Annotated in this window: 22 protein-coding genes; 13 read left to right on the top strand and 9 right to left on the bottom strand. The window is 58.5% G+C overall.

The features are described 5' to 3' along the window. Nucleotides 1-465: asparaginase (locus VGP75_RS09955; RefSeq protein ID WP_327543514.1), on the bottom strand; the 465-nt coding region annotated here is incomplete at its 3' end. 198 nt (nt 466-663) lie between these two features. Between VGP75_RS09955 and VGP75_RS09960 the strand changes: the two genes are divergently transcribed. The 3 genes from VGP75_RS09960 (at nt 664) to VGP75_RS09970 (ending at nt 2914) form a co-directional block, all read left to right on the top strand. Continuing rightward, nucleotides 664-1194, top strand: coding sequence for an invasion associated locus B family protein (locus tag VGP75_RS09960; RefSeq protein ID WP_327543515.1), 531 nt, complete (start codon nt 664-666; stop codon nt 1192-1194). 93 nt (nt 1195-1287) lie between these two features. Beyond that, on the top strand, nt 1288-2463 hold the full coding sequence (rlmN, locus tag VGP75_RS09965) for a dual-specificity RNA methyltransferase RlmN (RefSeq protein ID WP_327543516.1): 1176 nt from the start codon (nt 1288-1290) through the stop codon (nt 2461-2463). A 34-nt stretch (nt 2464-2497) separates the two neighbouring features. Continuing rightward, nucleotides 2498-2914, top strand: coding sequence for a hypothetical protein (locus VGP75_RS09970; protein ID WP_327543517.1), 417 nt, complete (start codon nt 2498-2500; stop codon nt 2912-2914). Here VGP75_RS09970 and VGP75_RS09975 read toward each other — a convergent pair. Next, nucleotides 2911-3759 carry an LOG family protein gene (locus VGP75_RS09975; RefSeq protein ID WP_327543518.1) on the bottom strand — a complete coding sequence of 283 codons (849 nt, stop codon included), beginning with the start codon at nt 3757-3759 and terminating at the stop codon, nt 2911-2913. The genes VGP75_RS09970 and VGP75_RS09975 overlap by 4 nt on opposite strands. Before the next feature lie 129 nt (nt 3760-3888). On the opposite strand from VGP75_RS09975, the gene dapD reads away from it, so the two are divergent. Genes dapD through VGP75_RS09990 form a run of 3 tightly spaced genes read left to right on the top strand, consistent with a single transcriptional unit; the run spans nt 3889 to nt 5324 of the window. After that, on the top strand, nt 3889-4716 hold the full coding sequence (dapD, locus tag VGP75_RS09980) for a 2,3,4,5-tetrahydropyridine-2,6-dicarboxylate N-succinyltransferase (protein WP_327543519.1): 828 nt from the start codon (nt 3889-3891) through the stop codon (nt 4714-4716). Next, nucleotides 4717-4998 carry a hypothetical protein gene (locus VGP75_RS09985; protein WP_327543520.1) on the top strand — a complete coding sequence of 94 codons (282 nt, stop codon included), beginning with the start codon at nt 4717-4719 and terminating at the stop codon, nt 4996-4998. It begins immediately after the preceding gene. Further along, the gene (locus VGP75_RS09990) at nt 4995-5324 is read left to right on the top strand and encodes a DUF8846 family protein (RefSeq protein ID WP_327543521.1); all 330 of its coding nucleotides are present in this window, start codon (nt 4995-4997) and stop codon (nt 5322-5324) included. The genes VGP75_RS09985 and VGP75_RS09990 overlap by 4 nt, the downstream gene beginning before the upstream one ends. Here VGP75_RS09990 and VGP75_RS09995 read toward each other — a convergent pair. Further along, nucleotides 5321-5620, bottom strand: a complete 300-nt coding sequence (locus VGP75_RS09995; RefSeq protein WP_327543522.1) for a hypothetical protein — start codon at nt 5618-5620, stop codon at nt 5321-5323. The two genes, VGP75_RS09990 and VGP75_RS09995, sit on opposite strands and share 4 nt — an antisense overlap. Nucleotides 5621-5847: 227 nt before the next feature. Between VGP75_RS09995 and VGP75_RS10000 the strand changes: the two genes are divergently transcribed. Continuing rightward, the gene (locus VGP75_RS10000; protein WP_327543523.1) at nt 5848-6561 is read left to right on the top strand and encodes a heme-dependent oxidative N-demethylase family protein; all 714 of its coding nucleotides are present in this window, start codon (nt 5848-5850) and stop codon (nt 6559-6561) included. A gap of 366 nt (nt 6562-6927) precedes the next feature. Here VGP75_RS10000 and VGP75_RS10005 read toward each other — a convergent pair whose 3' ends face one another. Beyond that, on the bottom strand, nt 6928-7182 hold the full coding sequence (locus VGP75_RS10005; protein ID WP_327543524.1) for a hypothetical protein: 255 nt from the start codon (nt 7180-7182) through the stop codon (nt 6928-6930). Nucleotides 7183-7295: 113 nt separating this feature from the next. Between VGP75_RS10005 and dapE the strand changes: the two genes are divergently transcribed. From dapE to VGP75_RS10020, 3 genes are all read left to right on the top strand, one after another. Further along, nucleotides 7296-8438, top strand: a complete 1143-nt coding sequence (gene dapE / locus VGP75_RS10010; RefSeq protein ID WP_327543525.1) for a succinyl-diaminopimelate desuccinylase — start codon at nt 7296-7298, stop codon at nt 8436-8438. Between the two features lie 102 nt (nt 8439-8540). Continuing rightward, on the top strand, nt 8541-10796 hold the full coding sequence (gene rnr / locus VGP75_RS10015) for a ribonuclease R (RefSeq protein WP_327543526.1): 2256 nt from the start codon (nt 8541-8543) through the stop codon (nt 10794-10796). Nucleotides 10797-10901: 105 nt separating this feature from the next. Further along, complete coding sequence (locus VGP75_RS10020) at nt 10902-12089, top strand: lytic murein transglycosylase (RefSeq protein ID WP_414727794.1); 1188 nt, start codon at nt 10902-10904, stop codon at nt 12087-12089. Here the strand turns inward: VGP75_RS10020 and VGP75_RS10025 are convergent. The 3 genes from VGP75_RS10025 to VGP75_RS10035 all read right to left on the bottom strand — a co-directional run bounded on the left by VGP75_RS10025 (nt 12069) and on the right by VGP75_RS10035 (nt 13675). Beyond that, nucleotides 12069-12554 carry a hypothetical protein gene (locus tag VGP75_RS10025; RefSeq protein WP_327543527.1) on the bottom strand — a complete coding sequence of 162 codons (486 nt, stop codon included), beginning with the start codon at nt 12552-12554 and terminating at the stop codon, nt 12069-12071. The two genes, VGP75_RS10020 and VGP75_RS10025, sit on opposite strands and share 21 nt — an antisense overlap. Before the next feature lie 74 nt (nt 12555-12628). Next, entirely contained in the window at nt 12629-13132 is a 504-nt protein-coding gene (locus VGP75_RS10030) for an RNA pyrophosphohydrolase (RefSeq protein ID WP_327543528.1), read from the bottom strand. A 48-nt stretch (nt 13133-13180) separates the two neighbouring features. Beyond that, nucleotides 13181-13675, bottom strand: a complete 495-nt coding sequence (locus VGP75_RS10035; protein ID WP_327543529.1) for a L,D-transpeptidase family protein — start codon at nt 13673-13675, stop codon at nt 13181-13183. Between the two features lie 152 nt (nt 13676-13827). On the opposite strand from VGP75_RS10035, the gene VGP75_RS20615 reads away from it, so the two are divergent. After that, nucleotides 13828-14235, top strand: a complete 408-nt coding sequence (locus VGP75_RS20615) for a GFA family protein (protein WP_414727795.1) — start codon at nt 13828-13830, stop codon at nt 14233-14235. Between the two features lie 88 nt (nt 14236-14323). On the opposite strand, the gene ribA is transcribed toward VGP75_RS20615, so the two are convergent. Then, nucleotides 14324-15400 carry a GTP cyclohydrolase II gene (gene ribA / locus VGP75_RS10040; RefSeq protein WP_327543530.1) on the bottom strand — a complete coding sequence of 359 codons (1077 nt, stop codon included), beginning with the start codon at nt 15398-15400 and terminating at the stop codon, nt 14324-14326. 157 nt (nt 15401-15557) lie between these two features. Here ribA and VGP75_RS10045 point away from each other — a divergent pair, with 157 nt between their 5' ends. Beyond that, nucleotides 15558-16244, top strand: a complete 687-nt coding sequence (locus VGP75_RS10045) for a response regulator transcription factor (RefSeq protein WP_055295822.1) — start codon at nt 15558-15560, stop codon at nt 16242-16244. 188 nt (nt 16245-16432) lie between these two features. Next, nucleotides 16433-16807, top strand: coding sequence for a rhodanese-like domain-containing protein (locus VGP75_RS10050; protein WP_327543531.1), 375 nt, complete (start codon nt 16433-16435; stop codon nt 16805-16807). On the opposite strand, the gene VGP75_RS10055 is transcribed toward VGP75_RS10050, so the two are convergent. Further along, a partial coding sequence (locus tag VGP75_RS10055) for a PLP-dependent transferase (protein ID WP_327543533.1) occupies nt 16804-16925 on the bottom strand: 122 nt, incomplete at its 5' end. The genes VGP75_RS10050 and VGP75_RS10055 overlap by 4 nt on opposite strands.

Consider the following 16925-nt stretch of genomic DNA (forward strand, 5'->3'; position numbering starts at 1 on the left):
CAGTTCGTAATCCGGACCGGCTTTGAGGTATTTTGTCAGCGTAAGGAACCCTGCGTGTTTGCCGGAACATTCGTTGTGGATTTGGCAAGGCGCTGTGCCCGAGCAGATCAATTCATTGCGGGCCGCCTCGTCCATTGGCAAAGCCGGACCGCAACGAAAATCATCATCCGTCAGGTCCAGATCCTTGAGCCATTTGCCAACCAGATCCGTATGAATGGCGGCCGCGTTATGCGATGCCGACGCAATCGCCAATTGCTGCCCCGTCAGATTTGCCGCAGCCCCGCTTTCCACCAACGGCAGGGCCTGAATCATTTTGCAGGACGAGCGCGGGTAGATCATCGCCGTCGGATCACCCCAGCTTTCGACAATCTGGCCGGTGTCATCACACACAACTGCGTGACCTTGATGGACGCATTCAAGCAGATCGCCGCGCCAGACTTCGACCAGATCAACAGGATTTGCCATTTTCTTGCCCTTTTGAATTGTATATCTCGGTTTTATCGCGCAGAGCGCACCTGCAACGGGGCTTCCCCCCGCAGGCAATTTTTTGCTAGGGGTAGTGGTATCGAGTTGAACAAGGTCTCGCCAGTCGAAAAGGTGCCGTCAGATGCGCCTCGGCCGAGGTGAGGCATCCAGAGGCAAGGACAGCGTGGAGGCTGCAGAATGATTTTGAATATTTCACGCGCAATTGGCGTAGCATTGGCTTTGGTGACGGCGGGTGCCGCCGTAGCACAGGAAGAAAGCGATAACCGCGTTTCAGCGAATACCGACTGGAGCGTTTTTGTGGAAAGCGATCCAACCGAATGCTGGGCCGTCTCGGCCCCCAAGGAAACGCTGAATACACGCGATGGCAATGCCGTTGACGTGCGCCGCGGCGACATCCGGTTGATTGTCTTCTACCGCCCATCCGAGAATGTGAGTGGGCAGGTCATGTTTACCGGTGGCTATCCGTTTGCCGACGAATCAACCGCGAGCGTGCAGATCGGTGACACGACATTCCAGATGTTCACCCAAGGTGAAACAGCATGGCCAGCGACCCCGGCAGATGACGCCCGTTTCGTCGAGGCGATGAAGCGCGGGGCGAATGCGGTGATCACGGCGCGTTCGGGACGTGGCACACAAACACAAGATACATTTAGCCTTTTGGGCTTTACCGCTGCGGTGGAAGAAGCCGCGAGCCGCTGCGCGGGCTAGGCGTTTCACAATATTTTGCGCAAAGGCGGTTTCCTTGTGGAGACCGCCTTTTTCTCTTATATGCCCCTTAAATCCCTGATTGAGAGTGATCCCATGGACGCCAAGGCCCCTATTACGCAGGACGTGCTGACAATTCCGCGCAAGCTGCCAGACGGACCGCGCAACCTGATTGGTTTGTCGCGTGACCAGATGCGGGATGCGTTGATTGTGGCCGGTACGCCCGAAAAGCAGGCCAAGATGCGGGTCGGCCAGATTTGGCAGTGGATCTATTATTGGGGTGTGCGTGATTTTGCGCAGATGACCAATCTGGCAAAAGACTACCGCGCAATGTTGGCCGATACCTTTGTGATTGAATTGCCCGAGGTGGTGACGCGGCAGGTGTCGGATGACGGCACCCGCAAATATCTGGTCCGGATCGCAGGCGGACATGAGGTTGAGGTGGTTTATATCCCTGAAACCGACCGCGGGACTTTGTGTATTTCCAGTCAAGTCGGCTGTACGCTGACCTGTTCGTTCTGCCACACGGGCACGCAGAAATTGGTGCGCAACCTGACCGCCGCCGAAATCGTCGGGCAAATCATGGTCGCCCGTGATGATCTGGGCGAATGGCCCGAGCAAGGTGCGCCGAAGGATGAAACGCGGCTGCTGTCGAACATCGTGCTGATGGGGATGGGCGAGCCGCTTTACAATTTCGAAAACGTGCGCGATGCAATGAAGATCGCGATGGACCCCGAGGGGATTTCGCTGTCGCGGCGGCGGATCACGCTGTCGACATCCGGTGTAGTGCCCGAAATTGCACGCACCGCGCAGGAAATCGGATGCCAACTGGCGATTTCATTCCATGCAACGACTGATGAGGTGCGGGACCGGCTGGTCCCGATCAACAAGCGCTGGCCAATTGCGGATTTGCTGGACGCATTGCGGGACTACCCCAAGGTGTCGAACTCCGAGCGCATTACCTTTGAATATGTGATGCTGGATGGCGTGAATGACAGTGACGAGGACGCGCAACGCCTGATCAAACTGATCAAGGGCATCCCAGCCAAGATCAACCTGATCCCGTTCAATGAATGGCCCGGCGCGCCCTACAAGCGGTCATCGAACAATCGGATCCGCAAGTTTGCGGATATCATCTATAAGGCAGGCTATGCCTCACCCATCCGCACACCGCGGGGCGAGGATATCATGGCCGCTTGTGGCCAGTTGAAGTCGGCGACCGAACGCGCGCGCAAATCCAAGGCGCAGATCGCGCAAGAGACCGGACTTTAACCATCTCTTCACCATGTGACGGCATGGTGAGGGCATGGAGACTGTCACCATATATCTGGGCCCGACGATGGTCGCGGCGTTGCGCCAGATCGGGGAAGATGAGGATCTCTCGGTCGGACACATCGTGCGCGATGCCATAAAGCGCGATTTGTACCGCCGGACCCGCGCGAAGACGGCTCGCAGAGCGGATGAGCGGCTCGTCGCGCCCTTACGGGCCCATCTCGCGGATGATCTGGCTTACGCGACAGGCTGGGATGATTTGCAGGCGCGTCTGTCGCGCAAGGGCTATCAACTGCGTGAAGCGGGCGGCGGATTGGCCCTGCATTATGCTGCGGGTGCGCGGGTCTGCAAAGGGTCTGATCTGGGGTATAGTTACAGCCGCCTGATCCGGCGTTTCGATGCCCCGTTTCCGGGGCATCGCCACAGGTATCTGCACGCAAAAATGCGTTAACGGCCGGGAATCACACCGCGCTTTTCGCCGTTGCCTTCCCAATTCTCCAAAGCGGCCACGGCATCTTCAGCCGTCTCCACAAAACGGAACAGTTTCAAATCGTCTTCTGAAATCGTCCCCGCATCGGCCAGCGCATCCCAGTTGATGATTTTTCTCCAAAAGCTTTCCCCAAAGAGCAAGAAAGGCACCTGTTCCATCCGCCCGGTCTGGATCAAAGTTAGCGCCTCGAACATTTCGTCCAATGTACCAAAGCCCCCCGGAAACACGCAAACGGCAGAGGCGCGCATCAGGAAATGCATCTTGCGGATCGCGAAATAGTGGAAGTTGAAGCAAAGCTCGGGCGTGACATAGGCGTTGGGGGCCTGCTCGTGCGGCAGCACGATATTCAGCCCAATAGACCGCCCGCCTGCATCCTGCGCGCCGCGATTGCCGGCCTCCATCACGCCGGGGCCGCCGCCTGTGGCAATCACATGTTCGGTACCGCCGGATTTCAGCGAATGCTCTGTCATCAGCCGCGAAAAGCGCCGCGCCTCTTCGTAGTATTGCGACAAATCGGCCAGGGCCTGCGTGCGCGCCGTGTCTTTTTTGGCAGGCTCGGGAATACGTGCCCCGCCAAAAAGGACGATCGTAGACTCAATATTCGCCTCATCCATCAACAACTCTGGCTTCAGCAATTCCAGCTGGAGGCGGACTGGGCGCAGTTCTTCACGCAGCATGAAATCTTCATCAGCAAAGGCCAGCGCATAAGAGGGCGCGCGCGTTTGCGGGGTGTCGGGAGTATGGCTTGCGGCTTCGCGGTCTTGGACACTGTCGCGAAACGGGTGAGCCCTGTGATCTTTTGTCATTTATTCTCGTCCTGCCTTGGTCACGCGCGAACTTGCCAGACTGGGCGCGGTTTGCAAGGTCGCCTTGAGCGTTGATTGATGGGCCGACCCCCGCTAGAAGCCTGTGAAATCAATTTACGGAGAGCCCACATGTCCAATGCTGCCCTTGAGACTGCAATCGAAGCCGCGTGGGATGCCCGCGATACGATCACCTCTGCCACAACCGGTGAAACCCGTGAGGCAATCGAGGATACGCTGAATGCGCTGGACAGCGGCAAGCTGCGCGTTGCCGAACGTCAGGACGATGGCAGCTGGCATGTCAACCAATGGGCCAAGAAAGCCGTCCTCTTGGGATTCCGCATCAAGGATATGGAGCCCCAGTCCGGTGGTCCCCAAGGCGGCGGCTGGTGGGATAAAGTCGATAGCAAATTCAAAGGCTGGGGTCCCGAAGACTGGAAAACCGCCGGTTTCCGGGCGGTGCCGAACTGTGTCGTGCGCAAATCCGCCTTTATCGCGCCCGGCGTTGTGTTGATGCCGTCTTTCGTAAACCTCGGCGCCTATGTCGACGAAGGCACGATGGTTGATACCTGGGCGACTGTCGGTTCATGTGCGCAGATCGGCAAGAATGTGCACCTGTCGGGCGGCGTGGGCATTGGCGGTGTCTTGGAACCCATGCAGGCAGGCCCAACGATCATCGAGGACAACTGCTTTATCGGCGCGCGCTCCGAAGTCGTCGAGGGCTGCATCGTGCGCGAAGGATCGGTTCTTGGCATGGGTGTGTTCATCGGCCAGTCCACCAAGATCGTGGACCGCGAAACCGGTGAGGTCATGTATGGCGAAGTGCCCCCCTACTCGGTTGTTGTTGCAGGCTCCATGCCGTCCAAAAATAACGTCAGCCTTTACTGCGCCGTGATCGTCAAGCGGGTGGACGAGCGGACACGTTCCAAGACCGGCATCAATGAACTGTTGCGCGACTAGATGATTATCAGCCGGTATCTGGCGCGCAAGCGCGTGGCGGCGGGCATTCGTCCGTCGTTCCGGCAGGCGTGGTTACCCGTGCTTGCCGATACAGCAGCCATTGGTCTGGTGCTATCGCTGATCTTCCTGCCCGTCGTCTCGGCAACACTGGTGATGGAGCTGTCGCTGGTCTGGCGTATGGTCGTGCTTTTCGTCGTGATCTACATGCCGTTGCAGGTCGTGGTCATTTTCTCGACCGTATGGGCAGTCCGGTCGCGCTATGAAGAGAAAGACGACAAATGAGCAAGAAAGAAAGCCGCCAGCAGGTCTATACATTGCTCGTCGAGGTCGGCCGCAATGCGGGTGACGGTCTTCCTGATGGCGCCACAGGTGCGGCACTCATGTGCTATGCCAGCGGCGTGGATGAAGCAGAAGCCGTCCGCGAAACAGTGGCGATCCTCAAGCAAGCCGACCTCGCCCCGCTGGATGTGTCCGGCTATGGGACATTGGACGAACGGTTGGCCGAAGGCCATGACATCTCCGATGATGAAAGGGCCCTGATGGCCCGCGCGCTGGAAGAAAACAGCGTGATTGTCGCCCAAATGACCCCGTTCTTCGACAAGGTCTAGACAGTACACAGCAGTGCAGAGCGCAGCAGGATCAGAATAACCACGACTTGCAGCAACATCTGGGCGGCGAAGAAGCCCTTGTTTGCAGCCAGAACAGCCAAGATCCGTTCGCGCACGCCGATCAGAAGCGCAAAAAGCGTGCCCAGCATCGCCAGCCCGATGATCATCGCGGCCTGAGAGCCGATGATCCCGGTCATGCAGGCCTGTGCGGAAATGCTGCGTTCCGCAGTGAAGTAGAGGCCGGCACCAGCGACGCCTGCTTGCGCAACACCAAGCAGAAAAAGTGGCGTTGCCATGGGGAAGTCATAACGGAGCAGAAAGGCCAATGTATGCCAAGCCACAAGCCCCAACAAAAGAAAGAGCCAAAGCGGGACTGGGGCAACTGCTATGTAAATCATCAAAAAAGGGCCTGTTCTGGATCAAAACCTATGAAGCTGATACCCATCACCTGCAACCGCTTTGTGGTTTTGGCCAAGGCGGACTAGAAAGACGGGACGCGTGCTCCGATCCACCATAGGCTATCATGAAAACGATTTTGCAACAGACCTTGCCCGATGCGCATCAAGGCGACCCGCGCCTGCCCGGAACGATGCCCTGTGCGGCGAACGACTGGTTGCGCGTTGACGCGTCCTATGCTGCGCAGATGGCCTATCGCGCCCATCTTCTTGCGACACGACCGGAGGCTGTTCTCTACGAGAACGACCGGACAAGCGAAACCGGGGATGAGGTTCTGTCCGAGGCTTTGGATATTCTGCCTGATCTGGGGTTTCAGGTGATGGATGATCAGGTGATTTGCCCCGATGGGCGACACGTTCCGCTGGACCGCAATGCCCCGCTGCACACGCTCGGGCATCTGGTGCAGGAAGATATTTGTATTTTGGAAAAACAGGGTGACGAGCATGTGATGACAAGCGCCGTTCTGTGCTTTCCTGCGAACTGGCGATTAGCCGAAAAGATCAACCGTCCGCTGACGGGCATTCACGTGCCTGTGCCTGAATATGACGACAATATCGCGGCCCGCGTCCAGCGTCTGTTCGACGGTGTGCAGGTGGGGCGCCCGCTCTGGCGGTTCAACAAATTGCGTTATGTTGATCCGGATCTGCATCAGCCCTACAAACGCGAGACCGATGATGTGATGCCCTATACGCGGTCAGAGCGGCAGTGCATTTTGCGGTTGCCGCGCACGCAGGCGGTTGTCTTCACGATCCATACCTATGTGGTTCGCAACGCGCCATAGGTCTTGCGGGGCTGCCAAAGCAGAGCCCCGCGCATTGGTCATTTCCGTGTTGCCGCCCAGTGTTCGCTGTTTGCGCAAAGTGTCGAGCGCTTGTGTGACGGATCGTCCTTCATCCGCATTGCGGAACGAGAGGCGAGAAATGCCAGTACAGCGACAAAACCTAACTTACCGAAAGCGAGCATAGCCATTAGTGAACCCATTGTTCATCTCCTTGAATTGGTGTGTCGTTTGGTATTGCTTTAACTACGATGCCAATTGATGTGCGGATCTGAAAAATCTATTGTTTTCAATAGTATACATACGCATACCCGCGAAATTCCTCGCAAGTTCAAGCGTTTGGGGTGGTCATGTCATCTTGTCGCAGGGTCAGTAAAAGAGAAGCAGGACCGCCGCGAAATAGAGCGCGAGGCCGACCCAGCCAAAGCTGGCTGCAAAAACCGCCAAGGCAAAAAGCACGCCAAGAAGCACCGCCATTTCCCTGTAACTCTTGCCGCGCGGTTGGGTTTCCATACGCGCAACCTCGTCATGCAGGTCGCGCTGCAGGATCCGCGCGGTCACGTAAGCCGTGACGCGAAAGCCCGTCTTGCGGGCCTTGGCCAGATGTAGCTGAAACTCCTCCATGACCGTTTTTAACAAGGCTGGGGGCAGGTTCCAAGTGATCCTTCACCAACCAATCGCAATTTGCATCCCGCAGCGCTTCCCGCTAGCCATACGACAAAGAGGAGTCCCCCATTATGCCCGTCGATCCCGTTGCCCTGACTGCCGATCTTGTCCGCTGCCCTTCGGTCACGCCTGAGGAAGGCGGCGCGCTGGTGCTGCTGGAAAAGGTGCTGACGAAAGGTGGGTTTACCTGCACGCGGGTGGACCGTGGCGGGGTCTGCAATCTTTATGCGCGTTGGGGGCGGCAAGGGGCGAACCGCACGTTCGGTTTTAACGGCCATACAGATGTAGTGCCTTTGGGGGATGAGGCGGCATGGACAATGCCGCCCTTTGGTGCCGAGATCAAAGACGGGTTTCTCTATGGGCGCGGTGCAACGGATATGAAATCGGGCGTGGCCGCCTTTGCTGCCGCAGCACTCGATTTCGTGGCTGATACGCCACCGGACGGGGCGATCGTGCTAGCCATCACAGGCGATGAAGAAGGCGACGCCCTTGATGGCACCACCGCTTTGCTTGACTGGATGGCCGCCAACAACGAGACAATGTCGGTCTGTCTGGTGGGCGAACCCACCTGCCCCGATGTGATGGGCGAGGCGATGAAAATCGGGCGGCGCGGGTCTATGGCCGCGTTTTTCACGGTCACGGGCGTTCAGGGCCATGCGGCTTATCCGCACCGCGCCAAGAACCCGATGCCTGCCATTGCGCGCCTGATGGATGTGCTTTCCAGCCGGGTGCTGGATGAGGGGACCGCGCATTTTGACCCCTCATCACTGCAAGTGCTGACAATCGACACCGGCAACCCCGCGACCAATGTCATACCCGCGCAAAGCAAGGCCACGGTCAACATCCGTTTCAATGACACGCACACGAGTGCTGCGCTGACGGCCTGGATGCAGGAAGAGGCAGATCAGGTTGCCGCTGACTTTGGCGTGAAAATCGCGATGCGGGTGAAGGTTTCGGGGGAAAGCTTTGTCACACCACCCGGGGAACTCTCTGACCTGATTGCGGGTGCGGTCGAGGCTGAAACAGGGCGCAAGCCGGAACTCTCCACCTCGGGCGGCACATCGGATGCACGGTTTGTCAAAGATCACTGCCCAGTTGTGGAGTTCGGGCTGGTGGGCAAGACGATGCATCAGGTGGATGAACGGGTCGAGGTGGCGCAGATTGGGCAGCTCAAGGCGATTTATACCCGTATCCTGACCGACTATTTTGCGTAAACCTTCGGCGTGACTGGCGCTGACCCAAATCTCTTGTAAGAGATTTGACCAATTCCTGCGAAGGAATTGGCTGTTTTCCTTTTGTCATGCTAGGCGATGATTATGACACGCATTCCTTCCAAATCCGAAATCCTTGCATGGATCTCCGAGCACCCCACCAAAGCTGCTAAACGCGATATCGCGAAGGCCTTTGGCATCAAGGGTGCGGCCCGCATTGACCTCAAGCGCGTGCTGCGCGAGTTGGAGGATGAAGGCAAGCTGACCAAGCGGCGCAGTTCATACCGTGATGCCGAAGACCTGGCCCCTGTCGCTGTGCTTGAAGTGATCGAGGCTGATGCCGATGGCGATCTTTTCGCACGGCCCTTGGAGTGGAAAGGCGAAGGGGCCGAACCGCGCATCCTGATGCTCATGCGCTCCAGTGATCCTGCCCTTGGGCCGGGTGACCGTATTCTGGGCCGCCTGACCGTCGACAAGACCGAAGACCACAGCCACACCGCCCGCATGATCCGCCGGATTGGCACCAATCCTTTGCGCATCCTGGGTGTGTTTCGTCAGGCCTCGGAAGGGGGGCGTGTGCTGCCTATTGATAAGGGCGCAGACAAACAGTGGACCGTCGCCGCTGGTGCAACCGGTGGTGCCAAGGACGGCGAGTTGGTCGAGGCCGAGCAAGCCGGACCCAAAGGCCGCATGGGCCTGCCCAAAGCGCGCATCGTGGCGCGACTGGGTGATCCGACCGCGCCGCGTGCCGTGTCTTTGATTGCGATCCACCAGCACGGCATTCCCGATCATTTCCCCGATGAGGCCGTGGCCGAGGCTGATGCGGCAACACCTGCGGGGTTGGACGGGCGCAAGGATCTGCGTGATCTGCCGCTCATTACCATTGATCCGTGGGACGCCCGTGACCGCGATGATGCCTGCTATGTTGAGGCTGACTCTGACCCGAAAAACGAAGGTGGCTTTATCATCTGGGTCGCGATTGCGGATGTTGCCCATTACGTCACGCCCAATTCAGAACTGGACCGTGAGGCGCGCAAGCGGGGCAATTCCACCTATTTCCCCGACCGTGTGGTACCAATGCTGCCCGACCGGCTCTCGGGGGATCTCTGCTCGCTACATGAAGGGGTTGAGCGGGCCTGTCTGGCTGTGTCGATGCGGATTGATTCGGCCGGCAACAAAATTGACCATGCCTTTTATCGCGGGCTGATGAATTCGCGTGCCTCGCTGAATTATGAAGAGGTGCAGGCCGGCGTTGACGGGCAACCCAATGAGAAGGTTGCCCCGATCCTCGAGCCGATTATCAAGCCGCTTTATGGCGCCTTTGCAGCCTTGATGAAGGCGCGCGCGCAGCGGCAACCGCTGGAACTGGACCTGCCAGAACGCCAGATCGTGCTGGATGATGCAGGCAAAGTCAGCTCGGTGCAGTTCAAAGAGCGCCTTGATGCGCACCGGCTGATCGAGGAATTCATGGTGCTGGCCAATGTCGCCGCCGCCGAGACACTGATCGCCAAGAAATCACCGCTGCTGTTTCGCGTGCATGAAGAACCAAGCCCCGAAAAGCTTGATGCCCTGCGCGAGGTCGCGACGGCCTCGGGTCTTGTATTGGCCAAGGGGCAGGTGTTGAAGACCTCGCATCTGAACAAGCTTTTGGCAGGCGCTGAGGGTACCGAAAATGACGAGCTGATCAATATGGCGACGCTGCGGTCGATGACGCAGGCCTACTATTCGCCGGATAATTTTGGGCATTTCGGCCTTGCGCTGCGGTCCTATGCGCATTTCACATCACCTATTCGCCGCTATTCGGACCTGATCGTCCACCGTGCGCTGATCAAGGCCCACGGCTGGGGTGAAGACGGGTTGAGCCCATGGGATATCGAACATCTGTCGGATACCGCCCAGATCATCAGCGATACCGAGCGCCGCTCCATGACGGCGGAACGGGACACGACAGACCGCTATCTGGCGGCGTTCCTGTCTGACCGTATCGGCGCGGAATTGACCGGACGGATCAGCGGAATTGCCAAGTTCGGTGTCTTTGTGAAGCTGGATGAAACCGGTGCCGATGCCATGATCCCGATCCGGACATTGGGGCGCGAGTATTTCCATTATGACGCAGACACCCAGACGCTGATGGGCGCGGATACCGGCATGGTGATCGGGCTGGGCCAGCGGGTGACGGTCAAGCTGGCAGAAGCGGCCCCTGTGACCGGTGGGCTGATTGTCGAATTGCTGACGCTGGATGAGCGCAGCGTGCCGCGCGGCCCGTCCAAGGGGCGGGGCAAACCGCCACGGCGCAAGATGGGATCGGCACGCAAGAAAGCGGCCAAGACAGCGCGCAAGGTCAAGCGGACGCGAAAATAACCGGCGTTTGACGGGGACCTTGGCGCAAATGCGCGCATCACGGCAGAGTTGATTTGGGTCCGCTGGTATTTGCTTTATCACTGTTGAAAAACGAGGAGAGCAAACATGCACCGCAGGCACTTTATCGCAACAGGTTTGTCCGCTTTGGCTTTGCCCCAGATGGCCAGCGCAAACGCCGCAGGTTTTCCGAACTGGATCGCGGGCTTTCGCAGTCGTGCGCGCAATGCAGGGATTTCTGATCGCACCTTTGACGCGGCCTTTGCCAATGTGAGTTATCTGCCCGACAGTATCGAACGCGACCGCAATCAGGCCGAATTCGTGCGCCCCTTGGCCGATTATATGGCCTCTGCTGTGTCCGAGACCCGCGTCACCACCGGGCGCGAAATGGTGCGGCGCTACGCCAATGTGCTGGCCCAGATCGAGGCGCAGTTTGATGTTGAACCATCGGTCGTCACGGCCGTTTGGGGTATGGAAAGCAACTATGGGTCGCGGCGCGGCGACACGCCCTTGATCTCGACCCTTGCGACACTGGCCTATGACGGGCGGCGCGGTCAGTTCTTTGAAAGCCAACTGATTGCGGCCTTGAAGATTTTGCAGAACGGCGATGTGGCGCCAGCAAATATGACAGGGTCCTGGGCCGGTGCGATGGGGCATACGCAGTTTATTCCGACATCCTATGAGGCCTATGCCGTGGATTTCACCGGCGACGGGCGGCGCGACATCTGGGCGGATGATCCCACCGATGCGCTTGCCTCGACAGCGGCCTACTTCCGGCGCTTCAACTGGCGCAAAGGCCAGCCTTGGGGGGTCGAGGTACGCCTGCCGCAGGGGTTTGACTATGAACAAACGGGGCGGGCCGTGACCCGTAGCCCTGCCGATTGGGCGCGCGGTGGTGTCGTGGGTGTCGATGGGCGGGCGGTGCCAAACTACGGCGATGCGACCCTGACCACGCCAACCGGCGCGGGTGGCCCTGCTTTTATGCTGTTCCGCAACTATGATGTGATCAGCCGCTATAACAATGCCGAGGCCTATATCATCGGTGTCGGCCACCTGTCCGACCGGATCCGTGGCGCGGGGCCGTTTCAGGCGGCCTTTCCCGCCGATGAGCGCCGCTTGCGGAATGCCGAACGGCGTGAGTTGCAGCAGCGGCTGACGGACGCGGGGTTCTCGACAGGGGGTGTTGACGGGCGGATCGGGCCGAACAGCCGTGCCGCGATCCGCGCCTATCAGCGCAGCATCGGCCTGCCCGCTGACGGGCATCCGTCTTTTGCGTTATTGCAAAGGCTGCGCTGAGCAATCACCGCCCTGCATACATGTCGTGAGTGCATGCAAGATGGCCGGCGTCGGCTCTTCAAAGATGCGCCCACCGCAGGGGCCGGCCTGAATGGTCAGCGGCGGATCGGTTGCTTCGACGAAATAAACGGCATCGACGCCGCTTTGTGCCGTCCCGCACCACGGGCCGGCACAGCCGATTTGCAGGACAAGGTCGGCGACATAGTCGATCGTAAAGCCGTCAGGCGACAGGCCGTGCCCAACGAAACGTACGGGAATCGGTGCTGGCGTGTGCATCTGTTTTTCCATCACCGCAGGCGGCAAGTTTACTTCGTTGAATGACAATTGCCCATAAAGCACGAAGTAGGTTTCGGGTGCATCCGCGAGCTGCTGGAACGTCAGGATGGGATCAGGCCGCATACAACTGAGCGCATGGGCCTGCCCGCTCACAATCGTAAGGGCTGCGGCAAGAAGATGGGATTTCATCCGCGTGATCCTCTGTTTGTCTTCAGGCTTTGACGTATCGTATGGTGGAATCCTTGAGAAACCCTTTGGCGGCTTCAGAGTTTCGGGCCGAATTCTGCCAAAACCTGCTCATAGACGGCACGTTTGAAGGGCACGATGCTTCCCACCAGTTGATCGGGGGCCATCCACTGCCACGCGGTGAATTCGGGCGTTTCGGTGTCCAGATTGATCTGGTGGTCCATGCCGTGAAAACGCATCAGGTACCACTTCTGCTCTTGCCCGCGGTAGCGGCCCTTCCAGATGTTGGGCACCAGATCAAGGGGCAGATCATAGCGGATCAGGCCCGCACTCTCGGCCTCGATCGTGACGAGTTTTGGCGGCAAACTGGTTTCTTCTTCCAGCTCGCGCAGGGCCGCGTCACGGCAGTTTTCGCCCTTGTCCACGCCACCTTGGGGCATTTGCCACGCGTCGGTATCGCGGTCCTTGCGCTGGGCGACAAAAACTTGTCCGCGCGGATTGGCCAGCATGATGCCGACACAAGGACGATAGGGCAGGTCTGCGATTTCTTCAGGGGTCATAAACGGGCCTTGGTATTTCATGGGGCGTGCCTTTGTGGTTTGGCCCAAGAATTGAAGCAATGCCAGCGGTTATGCGATAACAAGCCGCGTTTCGTGACGGATACGGGCGGCAATCCAGCGCAAATGGTCAGGGCGAAACGCCACGCAACCCGCCGTGGGCCGCCCCGGACCGCGCCAGGCGTGCAGGAAAATCGCCGAACCGCGCCCCTTGACCGCATAGGGCCAGTTCCAGTCGGTCAGGATCACCAGATCATACATCGGATCAGCGCGGCGCAGGCGTTCATGGCTGTGCGGATAGGGTGCCCGGACCATGAGGTTGTAGTCCTCATGTTTGGGATCGTCAGACCACAGATCAGAGGGGCCAATCGGAAGCGCCCAATCCGCAGGCCGCGCCATGCGGTCAGGGCGGTAGAGCATCCCCACAAGGCGATGCGTGCCACGCGGCGTCGCACCATCGCCCTCTTTCTTGCGATGGGTCAGCCCCCCGCGCCCGATGGTGCAGGGAAACCGGCGGTTCAGAAACCGCAGGTGGGTGGGGGTCAGGACTAGGTCGGTTTGTTTCATGTGTGAGAGATAGCGAAGGAACGAAGACGTGTCAGCAGCCGAAAACCTCTTTGTCTGCGGCACCCTGTTTGACGCTGGCCTTGCGCAAAGCTAGGAACCGAACAGGCTACATGCGACTGACGGCCTGGCTGTCATATCTCAAGAGACTGTAAATGGATAATCTGACGACCGGACAGTGCCTGTGTGGTGCTGTGAAATTCCGTATATCGGGAGAATTCGAAAGCTTTTTTCTGTGTCATTGCGGGCGGTGCCGCAAGGATACGGGCTCAGCCCATGCGGCCAACCTGTTTTCTTCCACGGCAAAGATGACGTGGTTGTCAGGCGAGGAAAACGTTAAGGAATTTAGACTTGGCGGATCGCAACACAGGAAGTGTTTCTGCACGAATTGCGGCTCTGCGCTGCCATTTTCTCAGGCGAATGATGGCGTGCTTGTCGTGCCGGCAGGGTCACTTGATAGCCCGACCGGCATACAACCTAACGCACATATATGCTTTGCCGATCGCGCCCACTGGGACGATGATCTTGCCTCCGTCGAAAGGATCGACGGGCTACCCGGCTGAATAGTTGATCTGGCGATACGCCTTACAGATTAACGGAGCGATAAGGTAGCAAACGTCAGCTTTGGCACGCCTGACCGACATCGGAGCGTTACAACAAATGCCCTGATTTCGCGGCTTTTGTGGCAAGATAGGCGTGGTTATGCACGTTCCCGCCCACCTTTAGCGGGACCCGCTCCGTGACTTCGATACCGCAATGTTCCATCCGCGCGACCTTGGCGGGGTTGTTGGTCAGCAGGCGTACCGCCTTGAACCCCATCCGTTTGAGAATTTCCGCGCCGATCCGGAAGTCACGCTCATCGTCTTCAAAGCCCAAGCGGTGGTTTGCCTCGACCGTATCGAACCCCTGGTCCTGCAACGAATAGGCGCGCATTTTGTTGGCAAGACCGATGCCGCGGCCTTCCTGGTTGAGGTAGAGCAGCACCCCTGCCCCTTCCGCGCCCATTTGCGCCAGAGCGCCGCGCAATTGCGGGCCGCAGTCGCATTTGAGCGATCCCAGAAGGTCACCCGTAAAACAGGCAGAATGCAGACGCGAGAGCACAGGTTTGCTGCGGTCAGGTGTGCCGATTTCGACGGCATAGTGTTCTTCGGCCCCGTCATCGGGGCGGAAGATGTGCAGGCGTCCGGCCTCGGAGACCTCAAGCGGAAGCCTGGCCGAGATGATCGGATGCAGGGGGCTCAGGCCTGTGTCGAGCGCGGCATCGGCAGGGATCAGCGTCAGATTGTTCTGGCTGGCAAAAGCCGCTGCATTTTCCAATGGCAAGACGACAGCAGCGGGGAGGAGGCGCGCAGCTTTGACCATCGCAATGGCGGCGCGGTGCAAGTCGGCCGCGCCGTCGCGCAGGGTTTTCAGCGGGCCTTTCATGGGTGCGCGCAGATCGTCGGCGGGGTCTGCGACAGTGCGGACCCAGTTGATTGTCGCGTCGGGTGGCAGAACGATCCGCGCGATATCGCCGTCATAGGCGCGCGCCTTGAGGGTCTCGGCCCGTCGCCCTGTTACGGCCAGCACCGCCGGTCCACCCAAAGCGCGCAGATCGGCCAGACGGGCCGCATCCAGTGTTTCGGCAGCCAGCACCAAGGCGCCGCCTTCCAGCACAACGGGGACGCCCATGCGCAGGTCAGCGCGGGCCCGCGCCAGTCGTTCTGTGATATCGGGGCCAAATGCCATCTGCGTTCGCCTGTGATTTGTTTCAAGTGATAGCCGTTTGCGCAGGAAAGTGAAACATTTGCACGAAAAATCACACGTCCGTGTGAAAGGGTGAAGGGATTGGTTGTCCCGGACGTATCAAGAACACAAATCTAATGGCGTAACCAAGGAGGATGTCATGGGACAGCTCAAAAAGATTCTATTGGTCGATGATGACGATGACCTGCGCGAAGCGCTGGGCGAACAACTGTTGATGACCGAAGATTTTGACGTCTTTGAGGCAGACGATGGTGCCAACGCGATGATCAAGGCCAAAGAGGGCCTGTATGACTTGATGATCCTCGATGTGGGTCTGCCGGATACCGACGGGCGCGAACTTTGCCGCCTGATGCGCAAGCAGGGCGTGAAATGCCCGATCATCATGCTAACCGCGCAGGACAGCGATGCAGACACCATTCTGGGCCTTGATGCCGGCGCGAATGACTATGTCAGTAAGCCATTCAAATTCCCTGTACTTCTAGCCCGTATCCGCAGCCAGTTGCGCACGCACGAACAGTCTGAAGATGCTGTTTTCCAGCTCGGGCCATATACGTTCAAACCCGCCCAAAAGCTGCTTGTGACAGAGGATGACAAGAAGGTTCGCCTGACTGAAAAAGAGACAAATATCCTCAAATACCTGTACCGTGCGACAGACGGTGTTGTCGCCCGAGACGTGCTTTTGCACGAGGTTTGGGGCTATAATGCGGGCGTGACCACGCACACATTAGAGACACATATTTACCGTCTTCGCCAAAAAATAGAACCAGATCCGTCAAATGCGCGCCTTCTTGTGACCGAATCCGGGGGCTATAGGTTGGTTGCGTAGTACTCCAACCCGGTGATTTTGGTTCTTTCCCTCCCCTGATCACCGGGTCCCAAGTTCCCGCTGGAGATCGGGTTATATCTCCACCTCCCTGTTGGACTTGCCCGGGCTTCGTGCCCGGGCGTTTTTTTTGGCTGTGGCAATTTGAATTGTATGCCTTACATTTTGACAGGAATAACGGGAGACAAAGCATGAAATCCGCCAAGCATTTTTTAGAAGAAGCCAACGCGCATGTTGTGCGCATCACCGCCGAACAGGCGATTGCAAAACATGCCGAGGGCAACGCCACCTTTATCGACGTGCGCGATAGCGCTGATATCGCAAAATCAGGGACGATTGCCGGTGCCCACCGTGTGCCGCGCGGGTTTATTGAGTTTGCAGCTGACCCCGAATCGCAGTTCCACAAACCTATTTTCGACAAAGACGCCGAGCTTTGCCTTGTCTGTGGCGCAGGCGGACAGGCCGCGTTGGCTGGCAAAACGCTGAAGGACATGGGATACAAGAACGTGATCAACGTTGGCGGTATCGGCGACTGGAAAGAGGCTGGCGGTCCGACCGAGGACTAGCCCAGCGCCTGATCCCAATCGGCGATGAGGTCGCCGATATCCTCGATCCCGACCGACACGCGGATCAGGTTTTCAGGAATACCGGTATGCGGTTCAATCGTGTGCCGGTGTTCCACCA

The organism is Yoonia sp. (assembly GCF_036007805.1).
GTDB lineage: Bacteria > Pseudomonadota > Alphaproteobacteria > Rhodobacterales > Rhodobacteraceae > Yoonia.

Excerpts from the sequence above, each read along its gene's own strand:
- VGP75_RS09960 (WP_327543515.1), top strand. The coding sequence starts at position 664 with ATGATTTTGAATATTTCACGCGCAATTGGCGTAGCATTGGCTTTGGTG.
- rlmN (WP_327543516.1), top strand. The coding sequence starts at position 1,288 with ATGGACGCCAAGGCCCCTATTACGCAGGACGTGCTGACAATTCCGCGC.
- VGP75_RS09970 (WP_327543517.1), top strand. The coding sequence starts at position 2,498 with ATGGAGACTGTCACCATATATCTGGGCCCGACGATGGTCGCGGCGTTG.
- VGP75_RS09975 (WP_327543518.1), bottom strand. The coding sequence starts at position 3,759 with ATGACAAAAGATCACAGGGCTCACCCGTTTCGCGACAGTGTCCAAGAC.
- dapD (WP_327543519.1), top strand. The coding sequence starts at position 3,889 with ATGTCCAATGCTGCCCTTGAGACTGCAATCGAAGCCGCGTGGGATGCC.
- VGP75_RS09985 (WP_327543520.1), top strand. The coding sequence starts at position 4,717 with ATGATTATCAGCCGGTATCTGGCGCGCAAGCGCGTGGCGGCGGGCATT.
- VGP75_RS09990 (WP_327543521.1), top strand. The coding sequence starts at position 4,995 with ATGAGCAAGAAAGAAAGCCGCCAGCAGGTCTATACATTGCTCGTCGAG.
- VGP75_RS09995 (WP_327543522.1), bottom strand. The coding sequence starts at position 5,620 with ATGGCAACGCCACTTTTTCTGCTTGGTGTTGCGCAAGCAGGCGTCGCT.
- VGP75_RS10000 (WP_327543523.1), top strand. The coding sequence starts at position 5,848 with ATGAAAACGATTTTGCAACAGACCTTGCCCGATGCGCATCAAGGCGAC.
- VGP75_RS10005 (WP_327543524.1), bottom strand. The coding sequence starts at position 7,182 with ATGGAGGAGTTTCAGCTACATCTGGCCAAGGCCCGCAAGACGGGCTTT.
- dapE (WP_327543525.1), top strand. The coding sequence starts at position 7,296 with ATGCCCGTCGATCCCGTTGCCCTGACTGCCGATCTTGTCCGCTGCCCT.
- rnr (WP_327543526.1), top strand. The coding sequence starts at position 8,541 with ATGACACGCATTCCTTCCAAATCCGAAATCCTTGCATGGATCTCCGAG.
- VGP75_RS10020 (WP_414727794.1), top strand. The coding sequence starts at position 10,902 with ATGCACCGCAGGCACTTTATCGCAACAGGTTTGTCCGCTTTGGCTTTG.
- VGP75_RS10025 (WP_327543527.1), bottom strand. The coding sequence starts at position 12,554 with ATGAAATCCCATCTTCTTGCCGCAGCCCTTACGATTGTGAGCGGGCAG.
- VGP75_RS10030 (WP_327543528.1), bottom strand. The coding sequence starts at position 13,132 with ATGAAATACCAAGGCCCGTTTATGACCCCTGAAGAAATCGCAGACCTG.
- VGP75_RS10035 (WP_327543529.1), bottom strand. The coding sequence starts at position 13,675 with ATGAAACAAACCGACCTAGTCCTGACCCCCACCCACCTGCGGTTTCTG.
- VGP75_RS20615 (WP_414727795.1), top strand. The coding sequence starts at position 13,828 with ATGGATAATCTGACGACCGGACAGTGCCTGTGTGGTGCTGTGAAATTC.
- ribA (WP_327543530.1), bottom strand. The coding sequence starts at position 15,400 with ATGGCATTTGGCCCCGATATCACAGAACGACTGGCGCGGGCCCGCGCT.
- VGP75_RS10045 (WP_055295822.1), top strand. The coding sequence starts at position 15,558 with ATGGGACAGCTCAAAAAGATTCTATTGGTCGATGATGACGATGACCTG.
- VGP75_RS10050 (WP_327543531.1), top strand. The coding sequence starts at position 16,433 with ATGAAATCCGCCAAGCATTTTTTAGAAGAAGCCAACGCGCATGTTGTG.